The following is a 24,737-nucleotide window of genomic DNA, read 5'->3' as shown; positions in this document are numbered from 1 at the left end:
GTGATTACACACCCTGGCGATAATCGTCGGCGAGGTTTTAGCCCCGCACAGCTGGTCTCGGTCAGCTTCCTGCTATTGATCTTTGCCGGCACCCTGCTGCTTCTTCTGCCCATCGCACGCAGCGGACCGGAAAGCCCGGAATTCACGACCGCTCTATTTACCGCAACGTCAGCCACGTGCCTTACGGGGCTCACGGTTGTGGATACCGCCACCTACTGGTCCCATTTCGGACAAGTGGTAATCATGTCGCTGATTCAGGTGGGTGGCCTCGGCATCATGACACTGGCCACAGTAGTGAGTTATGTGCTCGCTGGACGGATGGGCGTCAAAGGGCGGCTACGCGCTGCGGCGGAACAACGCGGAAGGGATCTTGGCGAAATTCGCACCGTCATCCTCGGCACCGTCGGCTTCTCCCTGGCAATTGAGCTGGTCATCGCAATCATCCTCACCCTTCGTTTCGCCACTCAGTACGGCTATGACTTTCTGCCTGCAGTGTGGGAGGGCGTTTTCCATGCGATCTCCGCGTTCAACAACGCTGGCTTCGGTCTGCGATCCAATAACCTCGTGCCCTATGTCAATGACGCGGGCATTATTCTGCCCATTGCTGCAGGCATTATCATCGGTGGCTTGGGCTTCCCGGTGCTCCTCGAAATCAGGGCACGTTGGCGCTCTAACGTGAAGCGCCCACGCTCTCTGACCTTGATCTTTACCCTGATTGGCACGGCTATTCTGCTGGTAATTGGAACAGTTGGATTTGCAGTGATGGAGTGGACGAATAGCCTCCGTGAGCTGTCACCCTGGTCGGCTGTGCAGGCAGCGTTTTTCCACTCCGTGTCTTCCCGCACTGCCGGTTTCAACTCGGTCGATCTTTCGAGCTTGCGTCCTTCCTCGTTGATGCTGACCGATTTCCTCATGTTCATCGGCGGTGGTTCCGGCGGTACCGCAGGTGGCGTGAAGGTGACGACCGCCGCGGTGCTGGTTGCAGTGCTAATCGCGGAGGTGCGCGGCGACGAACAGTTGCTGGTAGCCGGCAGGCGTATTCCAGGACGCATTGTCCGCCAAGCCATGGCTGTGTTCATGATGGCCTTCCTGATCGTCGCGGGATCCATCATGGGGCTGCAATTGCTGCTGCCTCAGTACCACTCGCACCAAATCACGTTTGAAGTCATTTCGGCGTTCGCTACCGTGGGGCTGACTACCGGTATTACCCCCGACCTGCCTGATTTCGCCCGTATATGGCTCGTTGTTCTGATGTACGTTGGCCGTATCGGCCCCATCACTGTGGTCGCGGCGCTGGCTGCTCGTACTAATCAACGCCTCTATTCCTTCCCAGTAGAAAGGCCGTTCATTGGCTAAGTTCCTTTCCCGCCCAAGTAATCCTCCAGTTATCATCATCGGCCTCGGTCGTTTTGGTATGGCTTTGGGGGAAGAGCTAGTCCAATCTGGTGTGGAAGTCCTGGGGATCGACGTTGACGAAGCGGTCGTGGCGAAAGCTGCTCCGCTGCTGACTCACGCTGTGATCGCAGAAACAACTGACCAGGACGCGCTGCGACAGCTCGGTGTGCAAGACGCAGAACGAGTTGTGATCGGTATCGGCTCGGAGATGGGGGCGTCACTACTTACAGCATCAGCCGTGATGGATCTGGGCGTACCGAACGTCTGGGCTAAGGCCGACAATCAGGCGCACGCAAAGATCCTGACACAGATCGGTGTGCACCACGTCGTGCGCCCGGAGCGGGACACCGGACGGCGCGTGGCTCACCTCATTGCAGGGCATATCCAGGAATACATCGAATTCGACAGTGACTTTGCCATGGCGAAGCTCGCGCCACCGTTGTGTATGCACGGGCGCAAGATCGAGGAAACCCCAGAGGGAATTGCGATCGTCGCAGTACGTTGCGCAGACGAAAACTTTTCCACCCCGCCGGCAGGCTATGTGATCCGCTCTGGCGATATTTTGATCGCCGCGGGGCGGGTAAAGGATTTGGACAAGTTCGCGGATAGTTAGCCTGCGGAGCCGAGGCAGGGCCGGGGCGGGCGCTGGGCGGGCGCGGATTCCGAAAATTATGCAGTGCGCATAAACTCGGGGGCGTGCCTGCTAAGAAAAAGATTTCCAACGTCCTTGCCAATCGCTACGCCTCTCCGGAGATGACCGCCATCTGGTCGCCAGAGGACAAGATCATCATGGAGCGTAAGCTCTGGATCTCAGTCATGAAGGCCCAAGCATCCCTCGGAGTGGATGTTCCAGCCGAAGCTATCGCGGCCTACGAAAAGGTGATCGACCAGGTCAACCTGGATTCCATCGCCGATCGTGAGAAGGTTACCCGCCACGATGTGAAGGCGCGTATTGAAGAGTTCAATGCGCTGGCCGGCCAGGAGCACATTCACAAGGGCATGACCTCCCGCGACCTGACGGAGAACGTGGAGCAGCTACAGATCTTTAGCTCCCTACAGCTCGCCCGCGACAAGGCTGTTGCCGTGCTGGCGCGCATTGGCCGACGGGCAGCCGAGAACCAGTCTCTGGTGATGGCAGGCCGTTCTCACAACGTTGCCGCCCAGGCAACTACCTTGGGCAAGCGCTTTGCTTCCGCCGCGGATGAGCTACTGGTGGGGCTGGAGCGCATCGAGGATCTGCTGGACCGCTACCCGCTGCGTGGCATCAAGGGCCCAATGGGTACCAGCCAGGACATGCTGGATCTGGTCGGCGGGGACGAATCCAAGTTGGCGGCGCTGGAGAGCACCATCGCCGAAAACCTGGGCTTCTCTCGGGTCTTTGACTCCGTCGGACAGGTTTATCCACGCAGCCTGGATATGGACGCGCTAAGCGCCCTGGTGCAGGTTGGCGCCGCGCTGTCCTCCCTGTCAATGACGATCCGCCTTATGGCGGGGAACGAGACCGTCACGGAAGGCTTCAAGGAAGGCCAGGTTGGCTCTTCCGCGATGCCGCACAAGATGAACGCCCGCTCCTGCGAGCGCGTAGGCGGAATGCAGATTCTGCTGCGCGGCTACCTGACCATGGCAGCGGATCTGGCCGGTGCACAGTGGAATGAAGGCGACGTGTTCTGCTCTGTGGTTCGCCGTGTTGCTCTTCCCGACGCCTTCTTCACCTTCGACGGCATGTGTGAGACCTTCCTGACCGTCCTGGACGAGTTCGGGGTTTTCCCGGCGATGATCGACCGCGAACTGGAGCGCTACTTGCCGTTCCTGGCTACTACACGCATCCTGATGGCCGCGGTGCGCGCCGGAGTAGGCCGCGAGACGGCCCACGAGCTAATTAAGGAGCACGCCGTGGCTGTAGCGCTGAATATGCGCGAAAACGGTGGTGACCAAGACCTGGTGCAGCGTCTTGCCAGCGACGACCGCTTCCCACTGGATGAGCCGCAGCTTGAGGACGCGTTGGCTGACCGCCACGCCTTCATCGGCGCGGCAGAGTCGCAGGTTTCCCGAGTCTTGGCACGCATTGGGGATGTCACTGGGCGCCACCCGGAGGCTGCGGCATATGCGCCGGGGGAGATTCTCTAGCGAATCCTAAGCATTCACTAGCAGCGGAAACGCTGATCGCCCGCAAGGTTCTGGGCATAAATAGTCAAAAGCCTAGTACAGGGCTACACTGTCTACTCATGCGTCCAGAACTGTGCGAGTACGAGCATCATTCCGCAGGTAAAGTGCGAGAGATCTACGAGGTCGATGAGGATAACCTGTTGATGGTTGTCAGCGACCGGATCAGTGCTTATGACTACGTCCTTGAAACGGAAATCCCCGACAAGGGACGAGTGCTCACTGCCGTGAGCGCCTTCTTCTTCGATGAGCTCGATTTCCCCAACCACCTGGCCGGTGCTTTGGATGACGAGCGGATCCCCGAGTACGTTCTTGGCCGGGCCATGCTGTGTAAGAAGCTGGATATGATCCCCTTCGAGTGCGTGGCGCGTGGCTACCTGACTGGTTCCGGCCTGAAGGAATATCAGGAAACCGGCAGTGTGTGTGGTGTGGAACTACCCGAGGGGTTGGTTGAGGCATCGCGCCTGCCGGAGCCGATCTTTACCCCGGCGACGAAGGCAGAGCTGGGCGAGCACGACGAGAACGTGAGCTTCGACGTCGTTGTTGAGGAGTTGGGCGAGGAGCGCGCCAACGAACTGCGCGACGCCACCCTGGCCATCTACAAGAAGGCCGCAGCTATCGCCGAGGAGCACGGCCTGATCCTGGCGGACACCAAGTTCGAGTTCGGCCTGGATGCCGACGGCACCCTTGTGTTGGCCGACGAGGTTCTCACCCCGGATTCTTCCCGCTACTGGCCCGCCGAAGGCTACGAAGAGGGCAAGGTACAGCCCAGCTTCGACAAGCAGTACGTGCGCAATTGGCTGACTGGCCCGAAGTCCGGCTGGGATAAGTCGGAGGGCACACCCCCGCCGCCGCTGCCGGGTTCTGTTGTGGAGGCGACTCGTTCCCGCTACATCGAGGCCTACGAGAAGCTCTCGGGCAAACGCTTCTCCGACTGGATCGGCCAGTGTGTCTAAAGGCCTTCTAGCGGGCTCAAAAGGGGCTTAAAGTCCTGACTACTTAGTCTGAGTAGCATGGCGCGTATGCCTATTAACGACGCGCCCCAAACAAACAGCAATCCAATTACCGCCCCGCCAACTGCGAAGAAAGTGCCGCACAACCGCACCTTCCATGGCCGCGAGTTCGTGGATAACTACGAATGGCTGCGCGAGAAAGACAACCCCGAGGTGCGCCAGCACCTGGAGGCGGAAAACGCCTGGACCGTCCAGCAGACAGCCCACCTCAAACCCCTACAGGAGCGACTCTTCGATGAGGTTAAGGCTCGCGTGCAGGAGACGGACATGTCCTTGCCGGTCCGTTCCGAGGGCTGGTGGTACTTCTCCCGCACCGAAGAGGGCAAGAGTTACGGCACCATGTGCCGGGTTCCCATCACGGACAAGGACGACTGGACCCCACCGGCCATCGAACCCGGCACTCCCGCGCCGGGCGAGGAAACCTTCCTGGATTGCAACGCTCTCGCCGAAGGCAAAGAGTTCTTCAGCCTGGGCGCGGCTAGCGTCACCAAAGACGGCACGCGCCTGGCTTACTCGGTCGACGAGACTGGTTCCGAACGCTTTACCCTGCGCATCCGCGACCTCACGACGGGGGAAGACTTGGAAGACGAGATCGAGGACGTCTTCTACGGCGCCACCTGGGTCGGTAAGGATACCGTGTACTACCAGCGTGTCGATGAAGCGTGGCGACCACACGAGATCTGGCGCCATACAGTCGGTGAGGGCGTCGATAGAGACGAGCTGGTGTACCGCGAAGACGACGAACGATTTTGGACCGGCGTGGCAACCACTCGCTCTGAGCGTTACCTGCTGGTCCATACGGGGTCGAAGGTGACCAGTGACGTGTGGTACCTCGATCTGGAAGATCCGAATGCTGAGCTGACCTGCATTATCCCGCGCGAGTCTGATGTGGAGTACGCGGTGGACCATGCAATCGTGGGTGGTCAGGATCTGTGGCTGGTGCTGCACAACAAGACAGGTGCGAACAGTGAACTCGGGTACCACCCAACTGGCCAGATCGCCTCTTGGAACGACGTGCAAGCGCTAGTGCCGCACCGTGAGGATGCGCGACTGGAGTGCGTAGATGTCTTCAGCGACCACATCGTCCTCGAAGCTCGGGAAAATGCGCTGGAGACCAGCTACATCATGAAGCTTGGTGACGCCGACACCTCGACCGGCGAGTCTTCCACCCCGGCCTTCGGCGAGTTCGAACGGATCGAATTCCCCGGGGAACTCTGTGGGGTCGGCACTGTCGGCAATAGCGAATGGGACAGTCCGGTTTTGCGTGTGGCCTACACTGCCTTCACCACGCCACCCCGGGTCTACGACATTGACTTGGCAACGGGCGAGAGGATCCTGCGCAAGGAGCAGCAGGTGCTGGCCGATCCCGATGGCCGGGAGTTCGACCCCACGCAGTACACCTCCCAGCGGCTGTGGGCGACCGCCGAAGACGGTGCGCGCATTCCGGTCTCCCTGATTCACCGCACGGACGTGGATGTGAACCAGCCGAACCCGGTGCTGCTGTACGGTTACGGCTCCTACGAAAACTGCATTGACCCTGGGTTCTCTCTGTTCCGTCTGTCCATGCTAGACCGTGGCGTGGTATACGCTATTGCGCACGTCCGTGGCGGCGGCGAAATGGGGCGTTTGTGGTACGACCACGGCAAGGGGCTGGAAAAGCGAAACACGTTTACGGACTTTGTGGCCGTCGCAGACCACTTGCTGCGCGAGGGAATGACCACCCGTGAGCAGATGGTGGCCGAGGGCGGCTCCGCTGGCGGCATGCTAATGGGTGCAGTGGCGAACATGGCGGGGGATCGCTTTGCGGGCATTGAGGCTGTCGTTCCCTTCGTGGATCCGTTGACGAGCATGCTCATGCCAGAACTGCCACTGACCGTGACGGAATGGGATGAATGGGGAGACCCGTTCCACGACCCGGAAGTCTATGACTACATGGCAGGCTACGCGCCCTACGAAAATGTTTCCGCCGATCTGACCTACCCACCGATTTTGGCTGTGACCAGCCTCAATGACACCCGTGTGTTGTACGTGGAGCCAGCGAAATGGGTCGCCAAGTTGCGTGAGGTGGGAGCCGACAAGTCGGGTAACGGTGCCGATAATCCCCGAGATCGGGTGCTACTGCACATCGACATGGAAGCGGGCCATGGTGGCGTTTCTGGCCGCTATGCCAAATGGCGCCAAGCGGCCTTCGAGACCGCCTGGGAACTGGACAAAATGGGAGCTACCGAACTGCTCGGCTAGCTTTCAACAACTCGACAACCAAATGTAGGGTTGGCGTTACCTGCCGTTCATTTGGGTGGGGAAATCTATGCAGCTATGAACCCCGTACAGTCCAACCTCAGCACCCAGCGCGCCCCTCGTGTGTTGCTGACGATCACGGGATTGCGCCGGGCCACCGTCACCGCGGCCGAGCGGATGCGGGATGCCGCCCGCGCTCTGGAAATCCACGCGGGACTTGTGCTTACGGTGCAGGGGCCGGATTGGAGGCTAAAGGACGACCGGGCGACGTTGGAATTGGTTCACGATTCCGCTGCCCGTGGGCACGAACTGCTGCTCGGCGGTTTAGGGCCGCTCGGTGGGGCAAGCGATAAGGGGGAGTTCCACCGGCTTGGTCAGCACGAGGCGACCCTGCGGCTCTCCGCAGCTACCCGCCAGCTGGACGCGCTCGGGCTAGCCCCGAAGGTATTTGCGCCGACCCGTTGGCTGGCGTCGGAGGACGCACTGCAGGCCGCCGCTAAGGTCGGGTTCGACGTGGCGGCGGATGCGTACACCATCCGGGATCTTTCCCATGACGATCGTTACCCAGTGCGCGTACTCGCGTTTGGCGACGGGTTCGGATCGGTGAAGTGGTGGCGTCGAAACGTCCTTAACAGCGTGCGTCGCGGCGTAACACGAGGGCGGGATATCCGCCTTTCCATCAGCGCAGCGAAAGCCGACAAAGACGACGTAGCGGGCGATATGCTGCGCATTCTCGAGCTGTTGCGGGAAAGCGGCTACCAGTCGGCGAACTACCGCGATTACGCAGATCGCCAGCAGGCATCTGTGGCTTAAAAGCTGTCGCGCGGCAGTGTTACGATGGGGCGGTAACCTACCGGGAAAATACCGCAAAGCTGGGAGAATGTAGAAGCCATGGCTCGTGTTGTCGTCAACGTTATGCCCAAGAAGGAAATCCTCGATCCGCAAGGGCAGGCCGTTGTCCGCGCCCTCGGACGTATCGGCATCAGCGGAGTAGCTGATGTACGTCAGGGAAAGCGTTTTGAGCTGGAGATCGACGAGGAAGTGTCCCGTGAAGATCTGGAAAAGATCGCCTCCGACCTGCTGGCAAACACCGTGATTGAGGACTACGACGTTGTCGTCGAAGGCGCAGATGCGGAGGCCAAGTAAATTGACCAGCCGCATTGGAGTAATCACCTTCCCCGGCACTCTCGACGATGTCGATGCCGTGCGCGCAGTGCGCCTGGCAGGAGCAGAACCGGTGGAGCTGTGGCACGCGGACGAGGATCTGAAGAATGTTGACGCTGTGGTTGTCCCCGGCGGATTCTCCTACGGTGACTACCTGCGCGCCGGTGCCATTGCCTCTATCGCCCCGGCAATGAAGTCCGTCGTGGCTGCCGCCGAACATGGCACCCCGGTTCTGGGGATCTGCAATGGCTTCCAGATCTTGCAGGAGGCCGGCTTACTGCCAGGTGCTTTGACCCGCAACGAAGGGCTGCACTTTGTGTGCCGCGATGTGTACCTAGACGTGGAAAACACTTCCACTGCCTGGACCAACCAGTTCGCCGAGGGAACCAAGATTCTGGTGCCTTCCAAGCACGGCGAGGGACGTTTCCAGGCCAGCGACGAGACGCTGGAGCGCCTGGAAGGCGAAGGCCGCGTGGTGTTCCGCTATGTCGAGAACCACAATGGATCCCGCAATTCGATCGCGGGTGTGTGCAGTGAAAATGGCCGTGTAGTTGGCCTGATGCCGCACCCGGAGCACGCCGTTGAAACGCTGACGGGTCCCTCCCTGGACGGCCTGGGGCTGTTCAAGTCGGTTCTGTCCACGCTCGTTTCCTAAATTTCTTGATACAAGGAGCACCCGATCCCCATGATTCACAACGACACGGTCGCCGACGCTAAGGCCAACCCGGACCTGGAGCAGCCGTATCACGAGCTGGGCCTGAAGGACGACGAGTACGCACGCATCAAGGAAATCCTGGGCCGCCGCCCGACCGATGCGGAGCTAGCCATGTACTCCGTAATGTGGTCCGAGCACTGCTCGTACAAGTCCTCCAAGACGCACCTGCGTTACTTCGGTGAGACTACGACAGACGAAATGAAGTCCAAGATGCTTGCCGGCATCGGTGAGAACGCCGGCGTGATCGACATCGGCGATGGCCATGCCGTCACCTTCAAGGTCGAGTCCCACAACCACCCCTCTTACGTGGAGCCCTACCAGGGTGCAGCCACGGGCGTTGGCGGTATTGTCCGCGACATCATGGCAATGGGCGCACGCCCAGTGGCCGTGATGGATCAGCTGCGCTTTGGCCCAGCCGACCTGCCAGATACCCAGCGCGTACTGCCTGGCGTAGTTGCGGGTGTGGGCGGTTATGGCAACTCTTTGGGGTTGCCGAACATTGGTGGCGAGACGGTTTTTGACGCCTCCTACGCGGGTAACCCCCTGGTCAATGCTTTGTGTGTGGGCACTTTGAAGACTGAGGACCTGAAGCTGGCCTTTGCCTCTGGCAAGGGCAACCGAGTGATCCTTTTCGGCTCCCGCACGGGCTTGGACGGAATCGGCGGCGTGTCCGTCCTGGCATCGGACACCTTTGAGGAAGGCGCAGAGCGCAAGCTGCCTGCCGTGCAGGTAGGCGACCCCTTCGCAGAGAAGGTACTGATCGAGTGCTGCCTGGATCTATACCGCGCCGGCGTGGTCGTCGGCATTCAAGACCTCGGTGGCGCTGGACTTTCTTGTGCCACCTCCGAGCTCGCATCCGCAGGCGATGGCGGTATGCACATTAACCTGGACAACGTCCACCTGCGCGCCGAGGGGATGACCGCAGCGGAGATTCTGTCTTCCGAATCGCAGGAGCGCATGTGCGCCGTCGTGGCTCCGGAGCACGTCGACGCTTTCATGGAGATCTGCCGCAAGTGGGATGTCCTGGCGTCCGATATCGGTTGCGTCACCGACGGCGAGAACCTTGTGATTGAGCACTGCGGCGAGATCGTGGTGGATGCCTCGGCACACACCATGGCCGAGGAAGGCCCGGTGTACGAGCGCCCCTACGAGCGCCCGGCTGAGCAGGATCAGCTGAACGAGGCCCGTGGCGTCGAACTGCCGGAGACCGCCCAGGAGATCCGCGGCCAGATTCTTGACCTCGCGGCTTCCCCGGCGCTGTGCTCCCGCGAGTTCATTACCGAGCAGTACGACCGCTACGTGCGAGGCAACACCGTTTCCGCCAAGGACGCCGACGCGGGCGTACTGCGTATCGACGAGGAGACCGGTCGTGGCATTGCGGTGTCTACTGATGCCTCTGGCCGTTACACCCGCCTGGATCCGCGAACTGGTGCCCAGTTGGCGCTGGCTGAGGCTTATCGCAATGTCTCGGTTACAGGTGCCACTCCGGTCGCTGTCTCCAACTGCCTGAACTTCGGCTCCCCGGAGGATCCTGCCGTCATGTGGCAGTTCCGCGAGGCCGTGCATGGCCTGGCCGATGGTTGTAAGGAAATGAGCATTCCGGTTACCGGTGGCAACGTTTCCTTCTACAACCAAACCGGCGATACCGCCATCCTGCCGACCCCGGTCATCGCTGTGCTGGGCACCATTGATGACTGCGCCCGCCGTATTCCGCAGCAGCTGCCTAAGCAGTCCGCTGACGAGAAGCAAGAACAGTACCACCTGGTGCTGGTTGGCGCGGAGACCCGGGAGGAACTCGGAGGCTCTATCTGGCAGCAAGTCGTCCACGATGAGCTGGCAGGCCTGCCTCCACAGGTTGACCTGTCCGTGGAACAGCGCCTGGGTGCATTCATCACCGACCAACGCGACAGGATCGTCACTGCCCATGACCTCTCTGAAGGCGGCCTATCCCAGGCCGTAGTTGAACTGGCAATCCAGTCTGGTCGGGGAGTGGCCGTGAACCCGCTGCTGAGCCAGCATGAGTCCGCTACTGCAGAAGGCCGCACGCTGGCACAGCAGGCTGCGGTGGGGCTGTTCTCTGAGACGGCCTCCCGCGTTTTGCTGGCAGTCCGCAGCGAGGACTACGGCGACCTGATGCGCGACCTGGCCGAGACCGGACTGACCGGCGGCTGGATTGGCCTGACTGGCGTAAGTGACGCTGCGGACCAGCCGATCATCCGCTTCGGATCTGGTATTTACCCGGCACTGCCGTTCGGCGGGGAGGTCGAGCTCGACCCGGCCAAGCAGCATGATGATGACTTCGACGTTGTGATCTCTCTTGACGAGGCGACCACGGCATGGAAGTCCACCCTGCCTGCACTGTTTAGCCACGCCGCTGGCAATAACTCGGTGATCTAAAAGGGTTTCCGTAAACCTCAAAGGGCGCGCGACCAATTGGTCGCGCGCCCTTCAGCTCTGTTGGGCTCCTAGGGGATAGTGCTACTCCACGAAGCGGAAGTCGCGGTCGCTGGGGCTCACCAGCGGACGCGGCAGGAAATCCTTGCGCAGATTACGCAGCGTAGCGGCGTGCTCTTCCAGGCGCTTGTCTTCGTTGGTCACTGGCGTGTACTGGCGTGCCTGCAGGGGGTTACCGTCCAGATCCACGGCAATGTAGGTCATCGACGCGTGGATGGCCACTGGCAGGTTTCCCTTGCCTTCACGCGGATCGTCGGCGCGTAGGTGCACCATCACCGTCATCGAACGTTCGTCGGTACGCACAAGGCGTGCGTCGACCTCCACCAGGTCGCCGATGTGTACCGGGCGGTAAAAACGAATTCCGCCGGCGTACACCGCCGTGGTGCGCTCGCCGGTCCACTGCATCGTGCAGGCCGTGGCGGCTTCATCGATCCATTCCATGGCCGTGCCACCGTGCACATTGCCACCCCAGTTAACGTCCGTCGGCTTGGCGAGGAAGCGGTTCACCATCTCCGGTGCGGTCGACTTGTCGGTGTAGGTCTGTCGCAGCATCTCTTCTTCGATTGCCTTGCGCAACTGGATGCGCGACAGTGCCGCCTCTTCCACACGCTTTTCCTCGTCGGTCGTCGGAACGTACGAGGGGATCTGCTTTGACTTTCCGTTTTCGTCCAAAGCCACGAAGATCACGAGGCAGTCGCAGGCGCGGGTGAATACGCCTTCGCGTGGGTCAGCAGACAGCACTTCGTTGACGATATGCATGGAGCTACGACCGGTATATGCGATGCGACTGCGAACCTCCACCATGTGACCCGAAGGGATCGGACGGGTGAAGTGAATGTGCCCAACGTATGCGGTCACGCAATAAGACTGTGCCCAGCCGACCGCACAGGCATAGGCAGCCTTATCGATCCACTCCAATACGCGGCCGCCGTGCACGCCCATGGCGCCAGCCATCAGCACGTCTGTCGGGGCAGCTAGGAAGCGCAACGTGACCTTCGGGCTGCGCTCATGTGCAGACTCTTGTTGAGCCTTAGACGCGTTGTCAGGTGCGTTCTGCTCGTTCTGAGTGGTGCTTTCGGTGGTTTCTGCCACGTGGCTGCCTTCCTCTTTTTGGGCTTGCTTCAATTCTGTTATTTTTGCAGCTATTTTGCGATTCTTCTGCGCTTTCGCGTTCAACTTCCCAATACTATCGTGACGCACAACTCGGTGTTCTACCGAGCACTACAATTTCTTTGTATGAGGCATTTACACGGTCCGGAACTGTCCGCTGAGGCTCGTCGTGCCGTCGAAAAAGTGGCGGTGTGGGTTCGACAGCCAGAGGATCAGCCCCGTCCACCGCGTGCTGACGTTGCGGCGGCCGTTCGTCTCTCCCTGGCTGTACTCGAGGAGATCGCCCCCGGCCATTCCGTCGAAGTCCGGGTGCCGCCCTTCGCTGCCGTTCAATGCATCGCCGGGCTAGAGCATCGCCGCGGTACCCCGCCCAATGTTGTGCAGTGCTCGCCGTTAACGTGGTTGCGCCTGGTTGCGGGGCAGGAAGATCTTATTGGTTCTGACGCCGATACCTCCGGAACTCGCGCTTCCGCCATCGCGGAGCATCTTCCGCTGTTTCGATTTTGATGTGTGGCTGGGAGATCCTTCCCCATCCCTTTGGGTTAGCGCGAGTCGGCTAGTAAAGTCGGGATAGTGGCAAACATTGAAGGCCAAGTGAACCAAACAGAGGCAGAACAGTTGCTGAGCCCATTCGATGACCGAGGCGAAACCGAGCCCCGGGAAGAATGTGGCGTATTCGGTGTATGGGCGCCGGGGGAGGACGTCTCTAAGCTGACGTACTACGGCCTCTATGCGTTGCAGCACCGTGGTCAGGAAGCTGCCGGTATCGCCGTCGGCGATGGCGACCAAATTGTCGTATTTAAGGACCTGGGTCTGGTGAGCCAGGTCTTCGACGAGCAATCCCTGGAGGCCCTCAAGGGGCACATCGGTATGGGGCATAATCGCTATACCACCGCTGGTGGCAATAGCTGGGAGAATGCACAGCCGATGTTCCGCATGGCGCCTGACGGCACCGACGTGGCACTGGGACACAACGGCAACCTGGTGAATCACCGTGAGCTCACCCAGGAGGCAGCGCGCTTAGGGCTGGTGGATCCGAAGGAAAACCCTTCCGATTCCCTGGTGATGTGCGCGCTACTGGCCGCCGAGACGCGGGAGGGGCACGGTGTTGAAGAAGCTGCCATGGAGCTATTCCCCAGGGTCAAGGGGGCTTTCTGCGTGCTGTTCACCGACGGCGATGCACTATACGCAGTCCGCGATCCACAGGGTGTGCGTCCGCTTTCCCTCGGCCAGCTGGCGGGTGGCGGTTGGGTGGTCGCCTCCGAGACCGCAGCGTTGGACATTGTGGGCGCCCGCTTTATCCGCGATGTAGAGCCAGGTGAGCTGGTGATCATCGACGGTGATGGTGTGCGTTCCCGTCGCTTCGCGGAGACCCAGCACAAGGGATGCGTGTTTGAGTACGTCTACTTGGCTCGCCCCGACTCGGTCATCCGCGGCCGTTCCGTCAACGGCACGCGCCTGGAGATCGGCCGGAAGCTCGCTGAGGAGGCGCCAGCAGACGGCGATTTGGTGATCCCCGTTCCCGAATCAGGTACTCCAGCGGCGGTTGGTTACGCCCAGGGTTCGCACATTCCATTCGGCCAAGGGCTGATGAAGAATGCTTATGTGGGGCGCACCTTCATCCAACCCTCGCAGACAATTCGTCAGCTGGGTATTCGTCTTAAGCTCAATCCATTGCGCGAGGTTATTGAAGGCAAGCGCCTGGTAGTGGTGGATGACTCTATCGTTCGCGGCAACACTCAGCGCGCGCTGATCAAGATGTTGCGTGAAGCAGGAGCGAAGGAAGTTCACGTTCGCATTGCTTCGCCGCCGGTGAAGTGGCCGTGTTTCTATGGCATCGACTTTGCCTCGCCCACCGAGCTGATCGCGAATAACGTGGACCCCGAGGATCCAGTGGAAGGGATCCGTAAGGAAATCGATGCGGATTCCCTAGCATTCGTTTCGACCGAGGCGATGATCGCGGCGTCACGACAAAGTAGGGATGAGCTCTGCGCAGCGTGCTTTGACGGTGTGTTCCCGCTGGGAATGCCAAGTGATAACCCGAATACAGCACTGGTAGAGACAATGCAGAAGCAGCAAGCCCAGAAGCAGCCAGCCCAGTAGTAAAGAGCTAGAAAGCCAGAAAGCTAAGGACAAGCCATGAGTGAGCACCCTGAGAACACCCCGAAGCAGGCAGAGGGCGCATCGTACGCCGCTGCCGGTGTCGACATTGAAGCCGGCGACCGTGCGGTAGAGCTTTTCGCCCCGCTAGCTAAGAAGGCCACCCGTCCCGAGGTACGCGGTGGACTCGGCGGGTTCGCCGGTCTGTTTGCCTTGGGCAAGTACGAAAAGCCACTTCTAGCCGCCTCCTCTGATGGTGTGGGCACGAAGCTGGCAGTCGCGCAGGCGATGAACAAGCACGACACGATTGGTCGCGACCTGGTGGCAATGTGTGTGGATGACCTGGTTGTCTGTGGCGCCGAGCCGCTGTTCCTGCAGGATTACATCGCCATCGGCAAGGTAGTACCCGAGCATGTTGCCAGTATCGTAGCGGGCATTGCGGCAGGCTGTGAGGATGCAGGCTGTGCACTGTTGGGTGGCGAAACCGCTGAACATCCCGGTGTGATGGAGCCGGATGAGTACGACGTTTCCGCCACTTCCGTCGGTGTGGTCGAAGAAGCGAATGTGCTGGGGCCGGATCGCGTGCGTCCGGGCGACGTGGTGATTGCCATGGCCTCCTCTGGACTGCACTCCAATGGCTATTCCCTGGCGCGCCACGTCCTGCTGGATACCAAGCAGCTGCCATTGGATGGACACATCGAATCTCTCGGTCGCACACTGGGAGAAGAACTGCTTGAACCCACCCGCATCTACGCCCTCGACTGCCTGAAGCTGGCAAGCGAGTGCGATGTGCACACCTTCGCGCACATTACCGGTGGTGGTTTGGCAGCTAATCTAGCCCGCGTTATCCCGGATGGTTTGGTCGCCGCGCTGGAGCGCTCCTCGTGGACGCCTGGCCCAATCTTCCGTCTGATCCAGGAGGAAGGGCAGGTCTCCCAAGAAGAGATGGAGAAGACCTTCAACATGGGCGTGGGCATGGTTGCCGTCGTCGCCGAAGATGATGCCGAGCGTGCCATGGCTATGCTGACCGCCCGCCACATCGACGCCTGGCGCTTGGGCGAAGTACGCCCGGCACAGGATGGCCAATCCGGTGCGGTTCTGGATGGGGAGTACCGCAATCCGGTCAACGACTAAGACCGGCGGCTACCTAGTCGGGAATAGAAAACTCCCGCCCCTTGCGCTTTGAGGAGCGCTGTGGATAGGGGCGGGAGTTTGCTGTGGAAGATTAGCTATTTCCGGGAGTTGCCGGAGTAGTCATCCTCATAATCGTCGCCGTAGTCGTCGTATTCCGCAGCGTACTCGCTGTAGTCATCTTCGTACTCGTCGTAGTTATCGTTGTGTCGGGAGCTGGAGCCCCGGTTTTGCGACTGCCCGGAGAGTTCCCTCTGCAGGCTCTCCAGATCCATTTCCGGAGCGTTGTACTTCAACTGACGAGCAACCTTGGCTTGCTTTGCCTTGGCACGGCCGCGACCCATGGCCTGACCCCCTTGCGGTGTCCTCGAGTGGCGCGGGAGTTCGGCCACCCTTTTCGTTTACATGTTAAGTTTCTTCCTGCCCTACACCATAGCGGTTAGCGATCATTTTTTCCCAAAAGCCCCTCCGCTTCGTTCGGTAAGCGCGGGGGATGCGCAATGAAATAAACCCCGCGACCTGCATGATCGTCGCGGAGTTAAGGGGGGCAACGAAGTGTAAGGTTTTCTAATTCTTCCCGCGCAGGCGGTTGATCGCCGCGCGCCCGGGTCGGATCGAGTTGTCGCCAGTTGCCTTCTCTAGGTCGGCTGAGTCGATCGCGGCATCGATCCCGTCCACCAGGATCGGTGGTACATCGCTGTTGTGTGACGCCACCTTCTCCACCACATTCCGCTTCATCAAAGCAAGGGCAACAGGTCCGTAATCACAGTCATGCACACTAGATCCCACTCGGCCGATCGCCCGTCCGCCAGCGGTGACATCGGCCCCCACTACCGGTAGTCGGTTGGCGGATCCGTCGAGCTGCAGCAGCACCAAGACTCGGGGTGATTTGCCCAGGTTATGAACGCGGGAAACTGTCTCCTGTCCCCGATAGCAGCCCTTGTTGAGGTGGACAGCGGATTCAGTGGGGCCGGCGGTTGCATTATCTAGCTGTGTAGCACCGCTGATGCCTTTGCCGATGAAGGCGGGAATTTCATGGGGGATGGTGCGTTCGTCGGTATCTACACCCAAGATCGGCAGGCGTGCCTGAACGCGGAACGCATCAAAAGCCATGCGTCCGGTGGGGTGGAGTGCGCCAGCTGTGAGCTGATCCCATGTATCGACGAATTGCTCTCGGGAAACCCAGAGGTCCAAGGCCTGAATTTCACCGATAGTTTCGGTGCGCCACAGTTGTACCTTCATATCTTCTGGAATGTCGATGGTCAACTGAGTACGCAGGACAGCGGACGACGTGGCGTCGTGAGCAAAGAGCAAGGAATCAGCGGCTAGGTGCGTGCCAAGTACCGTGAGTCGTGCCCACGGAAGTCGCTCTACGGTGACCTGCGACCAAAAGACCATCTTGCGGAGGTAGTCCTCTAGGGCATCGGCGTGGGTGGCTGGGGTGTCGAGGATCAGGGCATCGTCGGTGGCGAGGATGCCGAAAAAGTGCTCGACGTGTCCTTTGACATCGAGGATCAGGCCGAAGGTGGCTTGGCCTGGTTCGATGGCATTGACCTTCTGGGAGATTAGATTGTTCAGCCAATCGCGGCGCTCTGCTCCTGAGATGCGGATGGCCACTCGATCCCAGAAGTCCACGAGGCCAGGCTTTCCATTTCCGACCTGTGACTGCTCGGTCAGGGGATTGCCGTAGTGCCACGCAGTGGCGCCATCCGGGGCTGGAGCTTCGGCTCGAGCTTCCTGCGTCTCCGATCCGAGGGTGTCCTCCCTGCCTGATAATGCGCTGGCAGTGGGGACATGGTCGAGGATCGGGCTGTGAGTCAGATCAAACACGCCACCTATCGTAGGACGGGGTGGGGCGAGCTGGCCAGTAGCAGGTACTGCAAGGGTCGTTAAACAGCTGGGATTAGGATTAAAGACATGAGCAATCGGGAAGTAGAGTTCGTGGTCGTTGATGTTCTGGGAACCAATGGCGGCGTAGACACGGAGGCGGAAGCTGAAGCCGCAGATCCGCAGGTTCGGGACGTAACCGTGCCGATGATCTACGCCGACGATCTAGCGGCTGTGCGCGGAGACGGAGTGTTTGAGACCTTCATGCTTCGCGATAGCCACGTGCGCAACCGGGAGCGCCATGCCATTCGCTTCCAACGCAGCGCAGCGATGCTCGATTTGCCCGAACCGGAACTCGATCGCTGGTTCCGCGCTACTGACCTAGCCGTGGCGAGCTTTGAAGAGAAAAATGGCCCCGGACAAGAGGCCGCGCTGCGCTGGGTTTATTCGCGGGGGCGGGAGTCCACGGGCCGACCGACCGGATGGGTAACCGTCGCGCCTGTCAGTGAGCAGGTACTTCACGATCGGAAGCATGGCGTGCGAGTAATGACCGCTGAGAGGGGCTTTAGAATCGATCTTTCCGAGCGTTCGCCGTGGGCGCTTATCGGCGCTAAGACGCTTTCCTATGCGGCGAACATGGCGGCATTGCGCAGTGCAAAGACCCGTGGAGTGGATGACGTAATTTTTCTCTCCGACGAAGGACTGGTGCTGGAGGGGCCAACGTCCACTGTCGTTGTCGCAGAAGTAGATTCGGCGACGGGGGAGAGGCGACTCGTCACTCCTCCGACCCATGTCGGAATTCTCAAAGGCACGTCGCAGGCCGCGCTGTTTAAGCTGGCCGAGCAGCGGGGATGGAAAACCGAGGAACGAGTCCTGCGGGTTGAGGATCTGCTGAATGCTGCCGGAGTGTGGCTTGTCTCTTCCGTGCGTGTGCAGGCCCGAGTAATCCAATTGGATGGGGTGAGCCTGCCACGGCCGGAGGTTGCCGATGAAGTAGAGGCGATGGCCTGGGAGGCTGTAACTAGCTAAACCGGCTACCCCACCACACGGGAAAGCTGAGCGGACTGCCAGGGAACCATCTCACCGTCGATAAGGCGCTCGTCGACCCAACCGAGATCGTTGTTTGGCATCAGACCATAGAGGCGCTTGCCCGGGCCAAGATTGGTCGGGCCGGTCGCCGTCGCCATCGTCGACGCACTTTCCAGCTGCCAGGCGCGCTCATTCAGCGGACTGCCATAAAGGATCTCCACCATTCCGTCGGAGTGGGTGATGATCATCTCGATTTCATCATCATCGTTGATGCGCAGGAAGCCTGACTCGCGACGGCCCGGGGTCTCGGTCGGCTTTCCGTCGTCATCCATCCGCCAGGTACGGGAATCATAGCTGATGCGGTTTTCACCGTCGTGGGCGAAGACGACCTGCTGGCCGAAAGTGAATTCGTCCTCGCCGGGAGGTGCAGCCTGACCCTGACCACGCCACACACCGATAAGTGGCAGCAGTGCCAGTAGGCCGTCGTGTAGGTTTGGCCCCTTGCGCAGGTTGGCTGTGTCATCGGGGATGGGCAGATCGCCGAACTCCGGCAAGTTCTTGTCACTGGTGGACTTGGATTGTTCGGCGGCCAGGTTAACCGCGTCGTTCGCGTTGACCTTAAACTTCTTGTTTTCTTCTTCAGCCATACCTGTAAGCCTATAGGCTGGGACGCTCCTCTTCACTGAGGGGTCGGGATCGCGGAGCCAGATCGGAGAGGCTGATTTTCGTGTAGACCTTTGAGGTCTCTACAAACAGGGATCCGCCGGAAACATAAATACGTTCAGGGTCGCCCCGCATAGGGAGGTTTTTGCCGGGGATGCTCAGGCTAAAAGCGTTGTTGATTCGATCCGCAATGCTGTCATCGAGTTTGTCTTCGTCGTTGACGTCTTTGGCTTTGATATCGAGCCCGTCGGGTGCAGAGAGAATCCTGATAGGCGTGATTTTCATGGTGCCTGCGACGATGCGCAGTTTCACTTCCACCTTGGCGGGCTTGGCAAACCCTTTGGGCTTGCCCTCGAAAATGGCCTCGGTCTCCCAGCCGCCGCGCGGTGAAATATCGTCCAGGTTCTGGATCTGCAGGGCATCAATATCCATGCGATTGCCCAGTAATACGCCGTCGAGTTGTAGTCGGGTAAACACCTTGCGCGCTGGCGCGTTTTCAATTGTGCCGTTAAATACGTCTTCGGCGGAGACCGTGACGTATTGCGCCGAGGTATGCACGCTCATCAACCCGAACCCTGGCACGTCGACGTCATTGGCTGCCACCGTTACGGCTTGCAGTTCGTGGCTCAGTGCCGAGGCGGTATAGGGGAAGCCGGCTACCTGCACCTTTGGGGGATTTGCCAAATTGGAATCGGCGTAGAGCGCTTCGGAGATTTTGTGCTCCGCCCGGGCTGCGATCACGTTGTCTACGACTGCTGCCACTAAAAGCAGCACTACGAGGGCGACTGCACTGCGGAATGCGATCTTCTTCACTTTGCCGGTCACCCCCTTCTGGGCTCCATCCAAATACTTATCTAATAGCGTGGCGATCAATTGCGCTTTTGGTTCTCTCCAAGGTTACAAGGTGCCCCGGTGGCTTTTTATTGACGCCACGCTTCAGCCATCTCAATCTCAACCTAGGTGTAAGAATGCTGTCAATCAGCCCCATACATGCCGAATTTGGGGGACAATTGGCCACATGGCTATTACCTACAACACATTTGAAGACCTGTGGGAGCACTCCGAGGTGCTGGAGGGGGTCCACGAGGTGTTGCGTAAAGTCGCTGAGGCTGATGGCGTCGCCGCGATCAGCGAGGCTTTCGTCCGCGGTATGAACGAGGACTTTGGCCACAAGCACGTCATCGCCGTGAGCGATGAGTACGGCGCAGAAGACGCCGCTAAGGAGCGTGTGGTCGGCGTGCTGGCGATGGACCCGGATTTGGTGATTGAGCTGGCAGTCGCTCCAGAAGTGCGACATCGAGGGGTGGGTATCGCCTTGTTTGAAGCGCTGCGCGATCAGCTGGGAGTGAGCGGCGCGATCGATGTATGGGCGCATGGAGATTCCGCTGGTGCACAGCGTTTCGTTGAGTCGTTAAACGCCCGTCGTACTCGTGAACTACTGAAGATGTCTTTGGAATGCCTGCCGGCGACCAAGGCTGCCAAAACGCTTGAAGCTGAGAGCACGAAGGCAGAGGAACTCTGTGAGGAACACGGCATTGAAGTGTTGTCCTACAACGAATCGGTTGCTCGGTTTGACGCAGACGCAGTGGATGCTGAGTGGGTTCGGGTAAATAATGAGGCGTTTGCATGGCATCCAGAGCAGGGCGGATGGGACGTCGAACGCCTGCGGGCAGCCCGCGACACTAACTGGTTCGATCCGGATGGCGTGATTTTGCTTTGGGTTCGGGATCAGAAGTCGGCCGTCGAACGGGTGGGAATTCCCTGTCCCGCAGAAAGTGCAGTGGAGGACGCTAACGTCTACCGGCTGGTGGGTTTCCATTGGACGAAGATCCCGATGGAGGAAAAGGAAAAAGAGTCCGGTCAACGAGTAGGCGAGGTTTATGTTGTATGTCTCGCGGATGATGCACGGGGTAAGGGGCTGGGACAAGCCGTTACCCTATTGGGAATGAAGCTGCTCGTGGAAAACGGTTGTGGCCACATCGAGTTGTACGTGGAAGGAGACAATGCTCCTGCTGTTTCTACCTACAAATACCTCGGATTTGAGGTGGTACATACCGACGTGGTTTACCGCGGATGTTTGTAATAGCGACTAGATAATAGGTAAATAAAACCTTAACAAAACATATGGGTGGCGTAGTTTTGGCGTGGGCGGGGAGGCTTGCCTAGTTGTAAATTTGGTTAAATCTAAGTTAATTTGTGTCACTTTCTGCCACAAGGGGGTAGCTTTTAGGTGTGGTTTCCAAGAGGTGCTGGCACCAAAATGTCACCCAAAAATACACGCTATCCTGCGCCGATAGTAGAGTTCACTGTTTGTTAACCTACAGCACTCTTTAATTCAATAAGCGCCGATTAGATTTTCTGGTGACGCATGAACGGCCTCTGCATCTGCGGGCTGTTCTTGTATGACACTTTCTCTAGTTCTGACATTTTCGGAGGAAAACCTCGTGAAGTTCACCATGAAGCGCACCAGCGCTGCAGCTGCAACCATTATTGCTGGTTCCCTGATCCTGACCGGCTGCTCCAACGCTGACAACAACGAAAAGAGCAAAACCGAAAGCACCCGCGAGATGGAGGAGGCCTCCGGCGAACTGCGCGGTGAGGGCGCTTCTTCTCAGGACAACGCTGTCCAGAACATCTTCGGCCCGGCTTTCTCTGAGACCGGCGCTACCCTGGCTTACACCGCTTCCGGTTCCGGTGACGGTCAGAAGAAGTTCATCGCTGGCCAGGTCGACTTCGCTGGCTCCGACTCCGCTCTGAAGGACGACCAGATTGCAGACGCTAAGAAGCGCTGCAAGGGCAACGACGCTTGGCACCTGCCGATGGTTATCGGCCCGGTTGCCATCGCCTACCACCTGGAGGGTGTAGACACCCTGAACCTGTCCACCAAGACCATCGCCAAGATCTTCAAGGGCGAGATCAAGAAGTGGGACGACGAGGCCATCAAGGCTGAGAACGAGGGCGTTGAGCTGCCTTCCGATCCGATCCAGGTTGTTTACCGCTCCGACGAGTCCGGTACCTCTGACAACTTCCAGAAGTTCCTCTCCGCTTCCTCTGGCGAGTGGGATTCCGAGGGCAAGCAGTTCCCGACCAAGGTTGGTACCGGTGCTCCGAAGTCCAAGGGTGTCGCTGACCAGGTTGCTCAAACCAACGGTGCAATCACCTACGTTGAGGCAGGCTACGCTGAGGAGAACGACAAGATTGGCGTCGCCAACGTTGACTTCGGTGCTGGCCCGGTTGAGCTGAACAAGGAGAACGTCAACAAGGCGCTGTCCGAGGCTAAGTTCAAGGGCGAGGGCAACGACCTGGTTGTTGACTCCAAGGCTCTGTACTCCATGAAGAATGAGGGCGAGTACCCGCTGGTTCTGACCACCTACGAGATCGTCTGCTCCGCTGGCTACGACGAAAACACCGCCAAGCTGGTCAAGAACTTCATGTACACCATTCTGGACAACCAGAATGATGACCTGGCTGACCAGGGTTACATCCCGCTGGACGGCGAGTTCAAGTCCAAGCTGGAAAAGGCTGTTGAGGCTCTGAAGTAGTCGCTTGTTCCTCAGCTAGCTTTTCTTTGAAGAGCTATCGCTGCAAGCCACGTTGCACTGTAACCCCCGCTCGTTTTGCGACCGGGGGTTACGGTCTGAATGCGGTGGCTGTAGTGACGAGAAACACTTCTTGCATTCATTCTTGTTTTAAATAACGACCTTTAAGGATCCCTCATGGCAAACGCCAATAAGGTTGAGGTCGCCAAGTCCCCTGAGGCGAAGGGCGACACCGCTCAGCCGCAGAAAGACACCCAGCTGGTGGACAATAGTCAGCGCTCCGGCGGTGGCCACGTCAAGCGCCCTGGTGATGTCATCTTCGAAACTCTGGCAAAGACCTCTTCTATCCTGATCACCGTAATTATCGGACTGATCGGCCTGTTCCTGATCATGCAGGCAGTTCCCGCGTTGAATCGCTTGCGCGACGGTATCCTCAGCTTCTTTACCTACGGTGAACGTTGGAATACCGACTACGTCAACAACGACGGTGGCTGGATGCAGTTCGGTATTCCGAACCTGTTCTTCACCACGGTTCTAGTTTCCCTCGTCGCCCTGATCCTGGCTATGCCGGTTGCTCTGGGTATTGCTGTCTTCCTTTCCAACTACTGCCCGAAGAAGCTGGTCAAGCCCTTGGGCTTCATGATCGACTTGCTGGCCGCAGTGCCGTCCATCGTGTTCGGTATCTGGGGTGCCTACGTGCTCGGACCGGTGCTGGGCGACTTCTTCGAGTGGCTGTCCGGTTGGGCAGGCGGGTTCTTCCTCTTCAACTACCAGCAGGGAAGCTCCCCGCCATTCTCCACCTCCCGAAACATCTTCACTGGTGGCATCGTTCTGGCAATCATGATTCTGCCTGTGATCGCTGCTACTACCCGTGAGGTTTTCGTCCAGACCCCGAAGGGACAGATTGAGTCTGCCCTGGCTCTGGGTGCAACGCGGTGGGAAGTTGTTCGCATGACCGTGCTTCCCTTTGGTTTGTCCGGCTACATCTCCGGTGCAATGCTGGGTCTGGGTCGCGCGCTGGGTGAAACCATGGCGCTGTACATGGTTATCGCTAGTGCTCCGGACTTCCGCGGCTCGCTGATGGACGGTGGTACTACCTTTGCGACCGCCATCGCCGCTGCCGCACCGGAGTTCGACGACGAACTGAAGGCGGGCGCCTACATTTCTGCCGGCCTCGTGCTATTCCTGTTGACCTTCCTGGTTAACGCCGCCGCCCGCGCCGTTGTGGCGAAGAAGTAGGAGACGAGAACAATGACTGATGCAGTAGCTGTAGAAAAGAAGAAGTCCTCTTCGTCCTCCGACCTGTTCACTCAGATCTCTGGTAAGCGCAAGGCTGCCGACAAGGCCGCCACCATCATCATCTACTTTGCAATGGCCCTGGCCCTGCTGCCTCTGGTGTGGGTGCTGTTCAAGGTTGTCAGCGAAGGCCTGCCAGCAATTTTGAATCCTGACTGGTGGATGTACGACATGGTCGGCCAACCCCGTAACAAGGCCGGCGGCGGTGCTGTCCACGCAATCATCGGTACCCTGACCCAGGTTCTGGTTACTTCCGCATTGTCCATCCCGATCGGTGTGTTCACCGCCATCTACTTGGTGGAGTACTCCCGCGGTAATTTCCTCGGCAGGATCACAACCTTCATGGTCGACATCCTGACCGGTGTCCCGTCCATCGTTGCTGCCCTGTTCGTGTACGCAATGTGGATCACCATGTTTGGCTTCGAGCGCTCCGGTTTCGCCGTTTCCCTTGCTTTGGTGCTGTTGATGGTTCCGATCATCGTGCGCAACGCAGAAGAGATGCTGCGCGTTGTTCCAATGGACCTGCGTGAAGCCTCTTATGCACTGGGCGTGCCGAAGTGGAAGACCATCGTCAAAATCGTGCTCCCGACGGCTCTATCCGGCATTGTCACCGGCATCATGCTGGCTGTTGCCCGTGTGATGGGCGAGTCCGCACCGGTGCTGATCCTGGTTGGTTCCACCACCAAGATCAACTGGAACCCGTTCGAAGGTGGCCAGCAGTCCCTGCCGCTGTACATGGTTGACCTCTATGGCGCCGGAAGTAACGAGGTCGTGTTGGAGCGCCTGTGGGGCTGCGCACTGACCCTGGTACTCCTGGTCGCCGTTCTGATGATTGGCGCCCGTCTGATTTCGAAGCGCTACTCGGTCAAGGTCTAAGGCGACCAAGAGCCTTAGTCCTGC

The 24,737-nt window shown here is 59.3% G+C and carries 22 protein-coding genes; 17 read left to right on the top strand and 5 right to left on the bottom strand.

Features of this window, described 5'->3' with window-relative positions; genetic code table 11:
* The 9 genes from ACWXWJ_RS02855 to purL all read left to right on the top strand — a co-directional run bounded on the left by ACWXWJ_RS02855 (window position 1) and on the right by purL (window position 11,085).
* Window positions 1-1,356 (top strand): potassium transporter TrkG, encoded by a 1,356-nt coding sequence (locus tag ACWXWJ_RS02855; RefSeq protein ID WP_051893990.1) that lies wholly within the window; start codon window positions 1-3, stop codon window positions 1,354-1,356.
* Window positions 1,349-2,008, top strand: a complete 660-nt coding sequence (locus tag ACWXWJ_RS02850) for a potassium channel family protein (protein ID WP_034973876.1) — start codon at window positions 1,349-1,351, stop codon at window positions 2,006-2,008. Before ACWXWJ_RS02855 ends, ACWXWJ_RS02850 begins: the two co-directional genes overlap by 8 nt.
* Window positions 2,009-2,091: 83 nt before the next feature.
* A complete protein-coding gene (gene purB / locus ACWXWJ_RS02845) occupies window positions 2,092-3,522 on the top strand; it encodes an adenylosuccinate lyase (RefSeq protein WP_034973877.1) in 1,431 nt (476 codons plus the stop codon).
* Between the two features lie 98 nt (window positions 3,523-3,620).
* Window positions 3,621-4,514, top strand: a complete 894-nt coding sequence (locus ACWXWJ_RS02840; protein ID WP_448307106.1) for a phosphoribosylaminoimidazolesuccinocarboxamide synthase — start codon at window positions 3,621-3,623, stop codon at window positions 4,512-4,514.
* Window positions 4,515-4,571: 57 nt separating this feature from the next.
* Entirely contained in the window at window positions 4,572-6,812 is a 2,241-nt protein-coding gene (locus ACWXWJ_RS02835; RefSeq protein ID WP_473963489.1) for a S9 family peptidase, read from the top strand.
* 75 nt (window positions 6,813-6,887) lie between these two features.
* Window positions 6,888-7,622: a DUF2334 domain-containing protein gene (locus tag ACWXWJ_RS02830; protein ID WP_473963488.1), complete on the top strand. Its 735-nt coding sequence runs from the start codon at window positions 6,888-6,890 to the stop codon at window positions 7,620-7,622.
* Window positions 7,623-7,700: 78 nt separating this feature from the next.
* Entirely contained in the window at window positions 7,701-7,955 is a 255-nt protein-coding gene (gene purS / locus ACWXWJ_RS02825; RefSeq protein WP_473963487.1) for a phosphoribosylformylglycinamidine synthase subunit PurS, read from the top strand.
* 1 nt (window position 7,956) lies between these two features.
* Window positions 7,957-8,628, top strand: a complete 672-nt coding sequence (purQ, locus tag ACWXWJ_RS02820) for a phosphoribosylformylglycinamidine synthase subunit PurQ (protein ID WP_293791119.1) — start codon at window positions 7,957-7,959, stop codon at window positions 8,626-8,628.
* A 30-nt stretch (window positions 8,629-8,658) separates the two neighbouring features.
* Entirely contained in the window at window positions 8,659-11,085 is a 2,427-nt protein-coding gene (gene purL / locus ACWXWJ_RS02815) for a phosphoribosylformylglycinamidine synthase subunit PurL (RefSeq protein ID WP_473963486.1), read from the top strand.
* A gap of 81 nt (window positions 11,086-11,166) precedes the next feature.
* On the opposite strand, the gene ACWXWJ_RS02810 is transcribed toward purL, so the two are convergent.
* Window positions 11,167-12,234 carry an acyl-CoA thioesterase gene (locus tag ACWXWJ_RS02810; protein ID WP_473963485.1) on the bottom strand — a complete coding sequence of 356 codons (1,068 nt, stop codon included), beginning with the start codon at window positions 12,232-12,234 and terminating at the stop codon, window positions 11,167-11,169.
* A gap of 144 nt (window positions 12,235-12,378) precedes the next feature.
* On the opposite strand from ACWXWJ_RS02810, the gene ACWXWJ_RS02805 reads away from it, so the two are divergent.
* The 3 genes from ACWXWJ_RS02805 (at window position 12,379) to purM (ending at window position 15,486) form a co-directional block, all read left to right on the top strand.
* Window positions 12,379-12,759, top strand: a complete 381-nt coding sequence (locus ACWXWJ_RS02805) for a sterol carrier family protein (RefSeq protein ID WP_473963484.1) — start codon at window positions 12,379-12,381, stop codon at window positions 12,757-12,759.
* 111 nt (window positions 12,760-12,870) lie between these two features.
* Window positions 12,871-14,355 carry an amidophosphoribosyltransferase gene (gene purF, locus ACWXWJ_RS02800; protein WP_473963561.1) on the top strand — a complete coding sequence of 495 codons (1,485 nt, stop codon included), beginning with the start codon at window positions 12,871-12,873 and terminating at the stop codon, window positions 14,353-14,355.
* Between the two features lie 36 nt (window positions 14,356-14,391).
* Window positions 14,392-15,486 (top strand): phosphoribosylformylglycinamidine cyclo-ligase, encoded by a 1,095-nt coding sequence (purM, locus tag ACWXWJ_RS02795; RefSeq protein WP_293791123.1) that lies wholly within the window; start codon window positions 14,392-14,394, stop codon window positions 15,484-15,486.
* Between the two features lie 95 nt (window positions 15,487-15,581).
* Here purM and ACWXWJ_RS02790 read toward each other — a convergent pair whose 3' ends face one another.
* Together ACWXWJ_RS02790 and ygfZ are read right to left on the bottom strand one after the other, a co-directional pair.
* Window positions 15,582-15,827 carry a DUF3073 domain-containing protein gene (locus ACWXWJ_RS02790; RefSeq protein ID WP_473963483.1) on the bottom strand — a complete coding sequence of 82 codons (246 nt, stop codon included), beginning with the start codon at window positions 15,825-15,827 and terminating at the stop codon, window positions 15,582-15,584.
* A 223-nt stretch (window positions 15,828-16,050) separates the two neighbouring features.
* Window positions 16,051-17,313: a CAF17-like 4Fe-4S cluster assembly/insertion protein YgfZ gene (ygfZ, locus tag ACWXWJ_RS02785; protein WP_473963482.1), complete on the bottom strand. Its 1,263-nt coding sequence runs from the start codon at window positions 17,311-17,313 to the stop codon at window positions 16,051-16,053.
* 87 nt (window positions 17,314-17,400) lie between these two features.
* Here ygfZ and ACWXWJ_RS02780 point away from each other — a divergent pair, with 87 nt between their 5' ends.
* The gene (locus ACWXWJ_RS02780) at window positions 17,401-18,339 is read left to right on the top strand and encodes an aminodeoxychorismate lyase (RefSeq protein ID WP_473963481.1); all 939 of its coding nucleotides are present in this window, start codon (window positions 17,401-17,403) and stop codon (window positions 18,337-18,339) included.
* Between the two features lie 5 nt (window positions 18,340-18,344).
* On the opposite strand, the gene ACWXWJ_RS02775 is transcribed toward ACWXWJ_RS02780, so the two are convergent.
* Together ACWXWJ_RS02775 and ACWXWJ_RS02770 are read right to left on the bottom strand one after the other, a co-directional pair.
* Complete coding sequence (locus tag ACWXWJ_RS02775; RefSeq protein ID WP_473963480.1) at window positions 18,345-18,986, bottom strand: heme-binding beta-barrel domain-containing protein; 642 nt, start codon at window positions 18,984-18,986, stop codon at window positions 18,345-18,347.
* 10 nt (window positions 18,987-18,996) lie between these two features.
* Window positions 18,997-19,827, bottom strand: a complete 831-nt coding sequence (locus tag ACWXWJ_RS02770; protein ID WP_473963479.1) for an LmeA family phospholipid-binding protein — start codon at window positions 19,825-19,827, stop codon at window positions 18,997-18,999.
* Window positions 19,828-20,020: 193 nt separating this feature from the next.
* Here ACWXWJ_RS02770 and mshD point away from each other — a divergent pair, with 193 nt between their 5' ends.
* From mshD to pstA, 4 genes are all read left to right on the top strand, one after another.
* Window positions 20,021-21,085 carry a mycothiol synthase gene (mshD, locus tag ACWXWJ_RS02765; protein WP_473963478.1) on the top strand — a complete coding sequence of 355 codons (1,065 nt, stop codon included), beginning with the start codon at window positions 20,021-20,023 and terminating at the stop codon, window positions 21,083-21,085.
* Between the two features lie 361 nt (window positions 21,086-21,446).
* Window positions 21,447-22,544 carry a phosphate ABC transporter substrate-binding protein PstS gene (gene pstS / locus ACWXWJ_RS02760; RefSeq protein ID WP_473963477.1) on the top strand — a complete coding sequence of 366 codons (1,098 nt, stop codon included), beginning with the start codon at window positions 21,447-21,449 and terminating at the stop codon, window positions 22,542-22,544.
* A 174-nt stretch (window positions 22,545-22,718) separates the two neighbouring features.
* Window positions 22,719-23,780, top strand: coding sequence for a phosphate ABC transporter permease subunit PstC (gene pstC, locus ACWXWJ_RS02755; RefSeq protein WP_448307128.1), 1,062 nt, complete (start codon window positions 22,719-22,721; stop codon window positions 23,778-23,780).
* A 12-nt stretch (window positions 23,781-23,792) separates the two neighbouring features.
* Window positions 23,793-24,713, top strand: a complete 921-nt coding sequence (gene pstA / locus ACWXWJ_RS02750; RefSeq protein ID WP_448307130.1) for a phosphate ABC transporter permease PstA — start codon at window positions 23,793-23,795, stop codon at window positions 24,711-24,713.
* The last annotated feature ends 24 nt before the right edge of the window (window positions 24,714-24,737 follow it).

The organism is Corynebacterium sp. p3-SID1761, from assembly GCF_055862885.1.
Note: the sequence above shows the minus strand (reverse complement) of the source record. Positions and strands in the feature narration are given on the sequence as shown.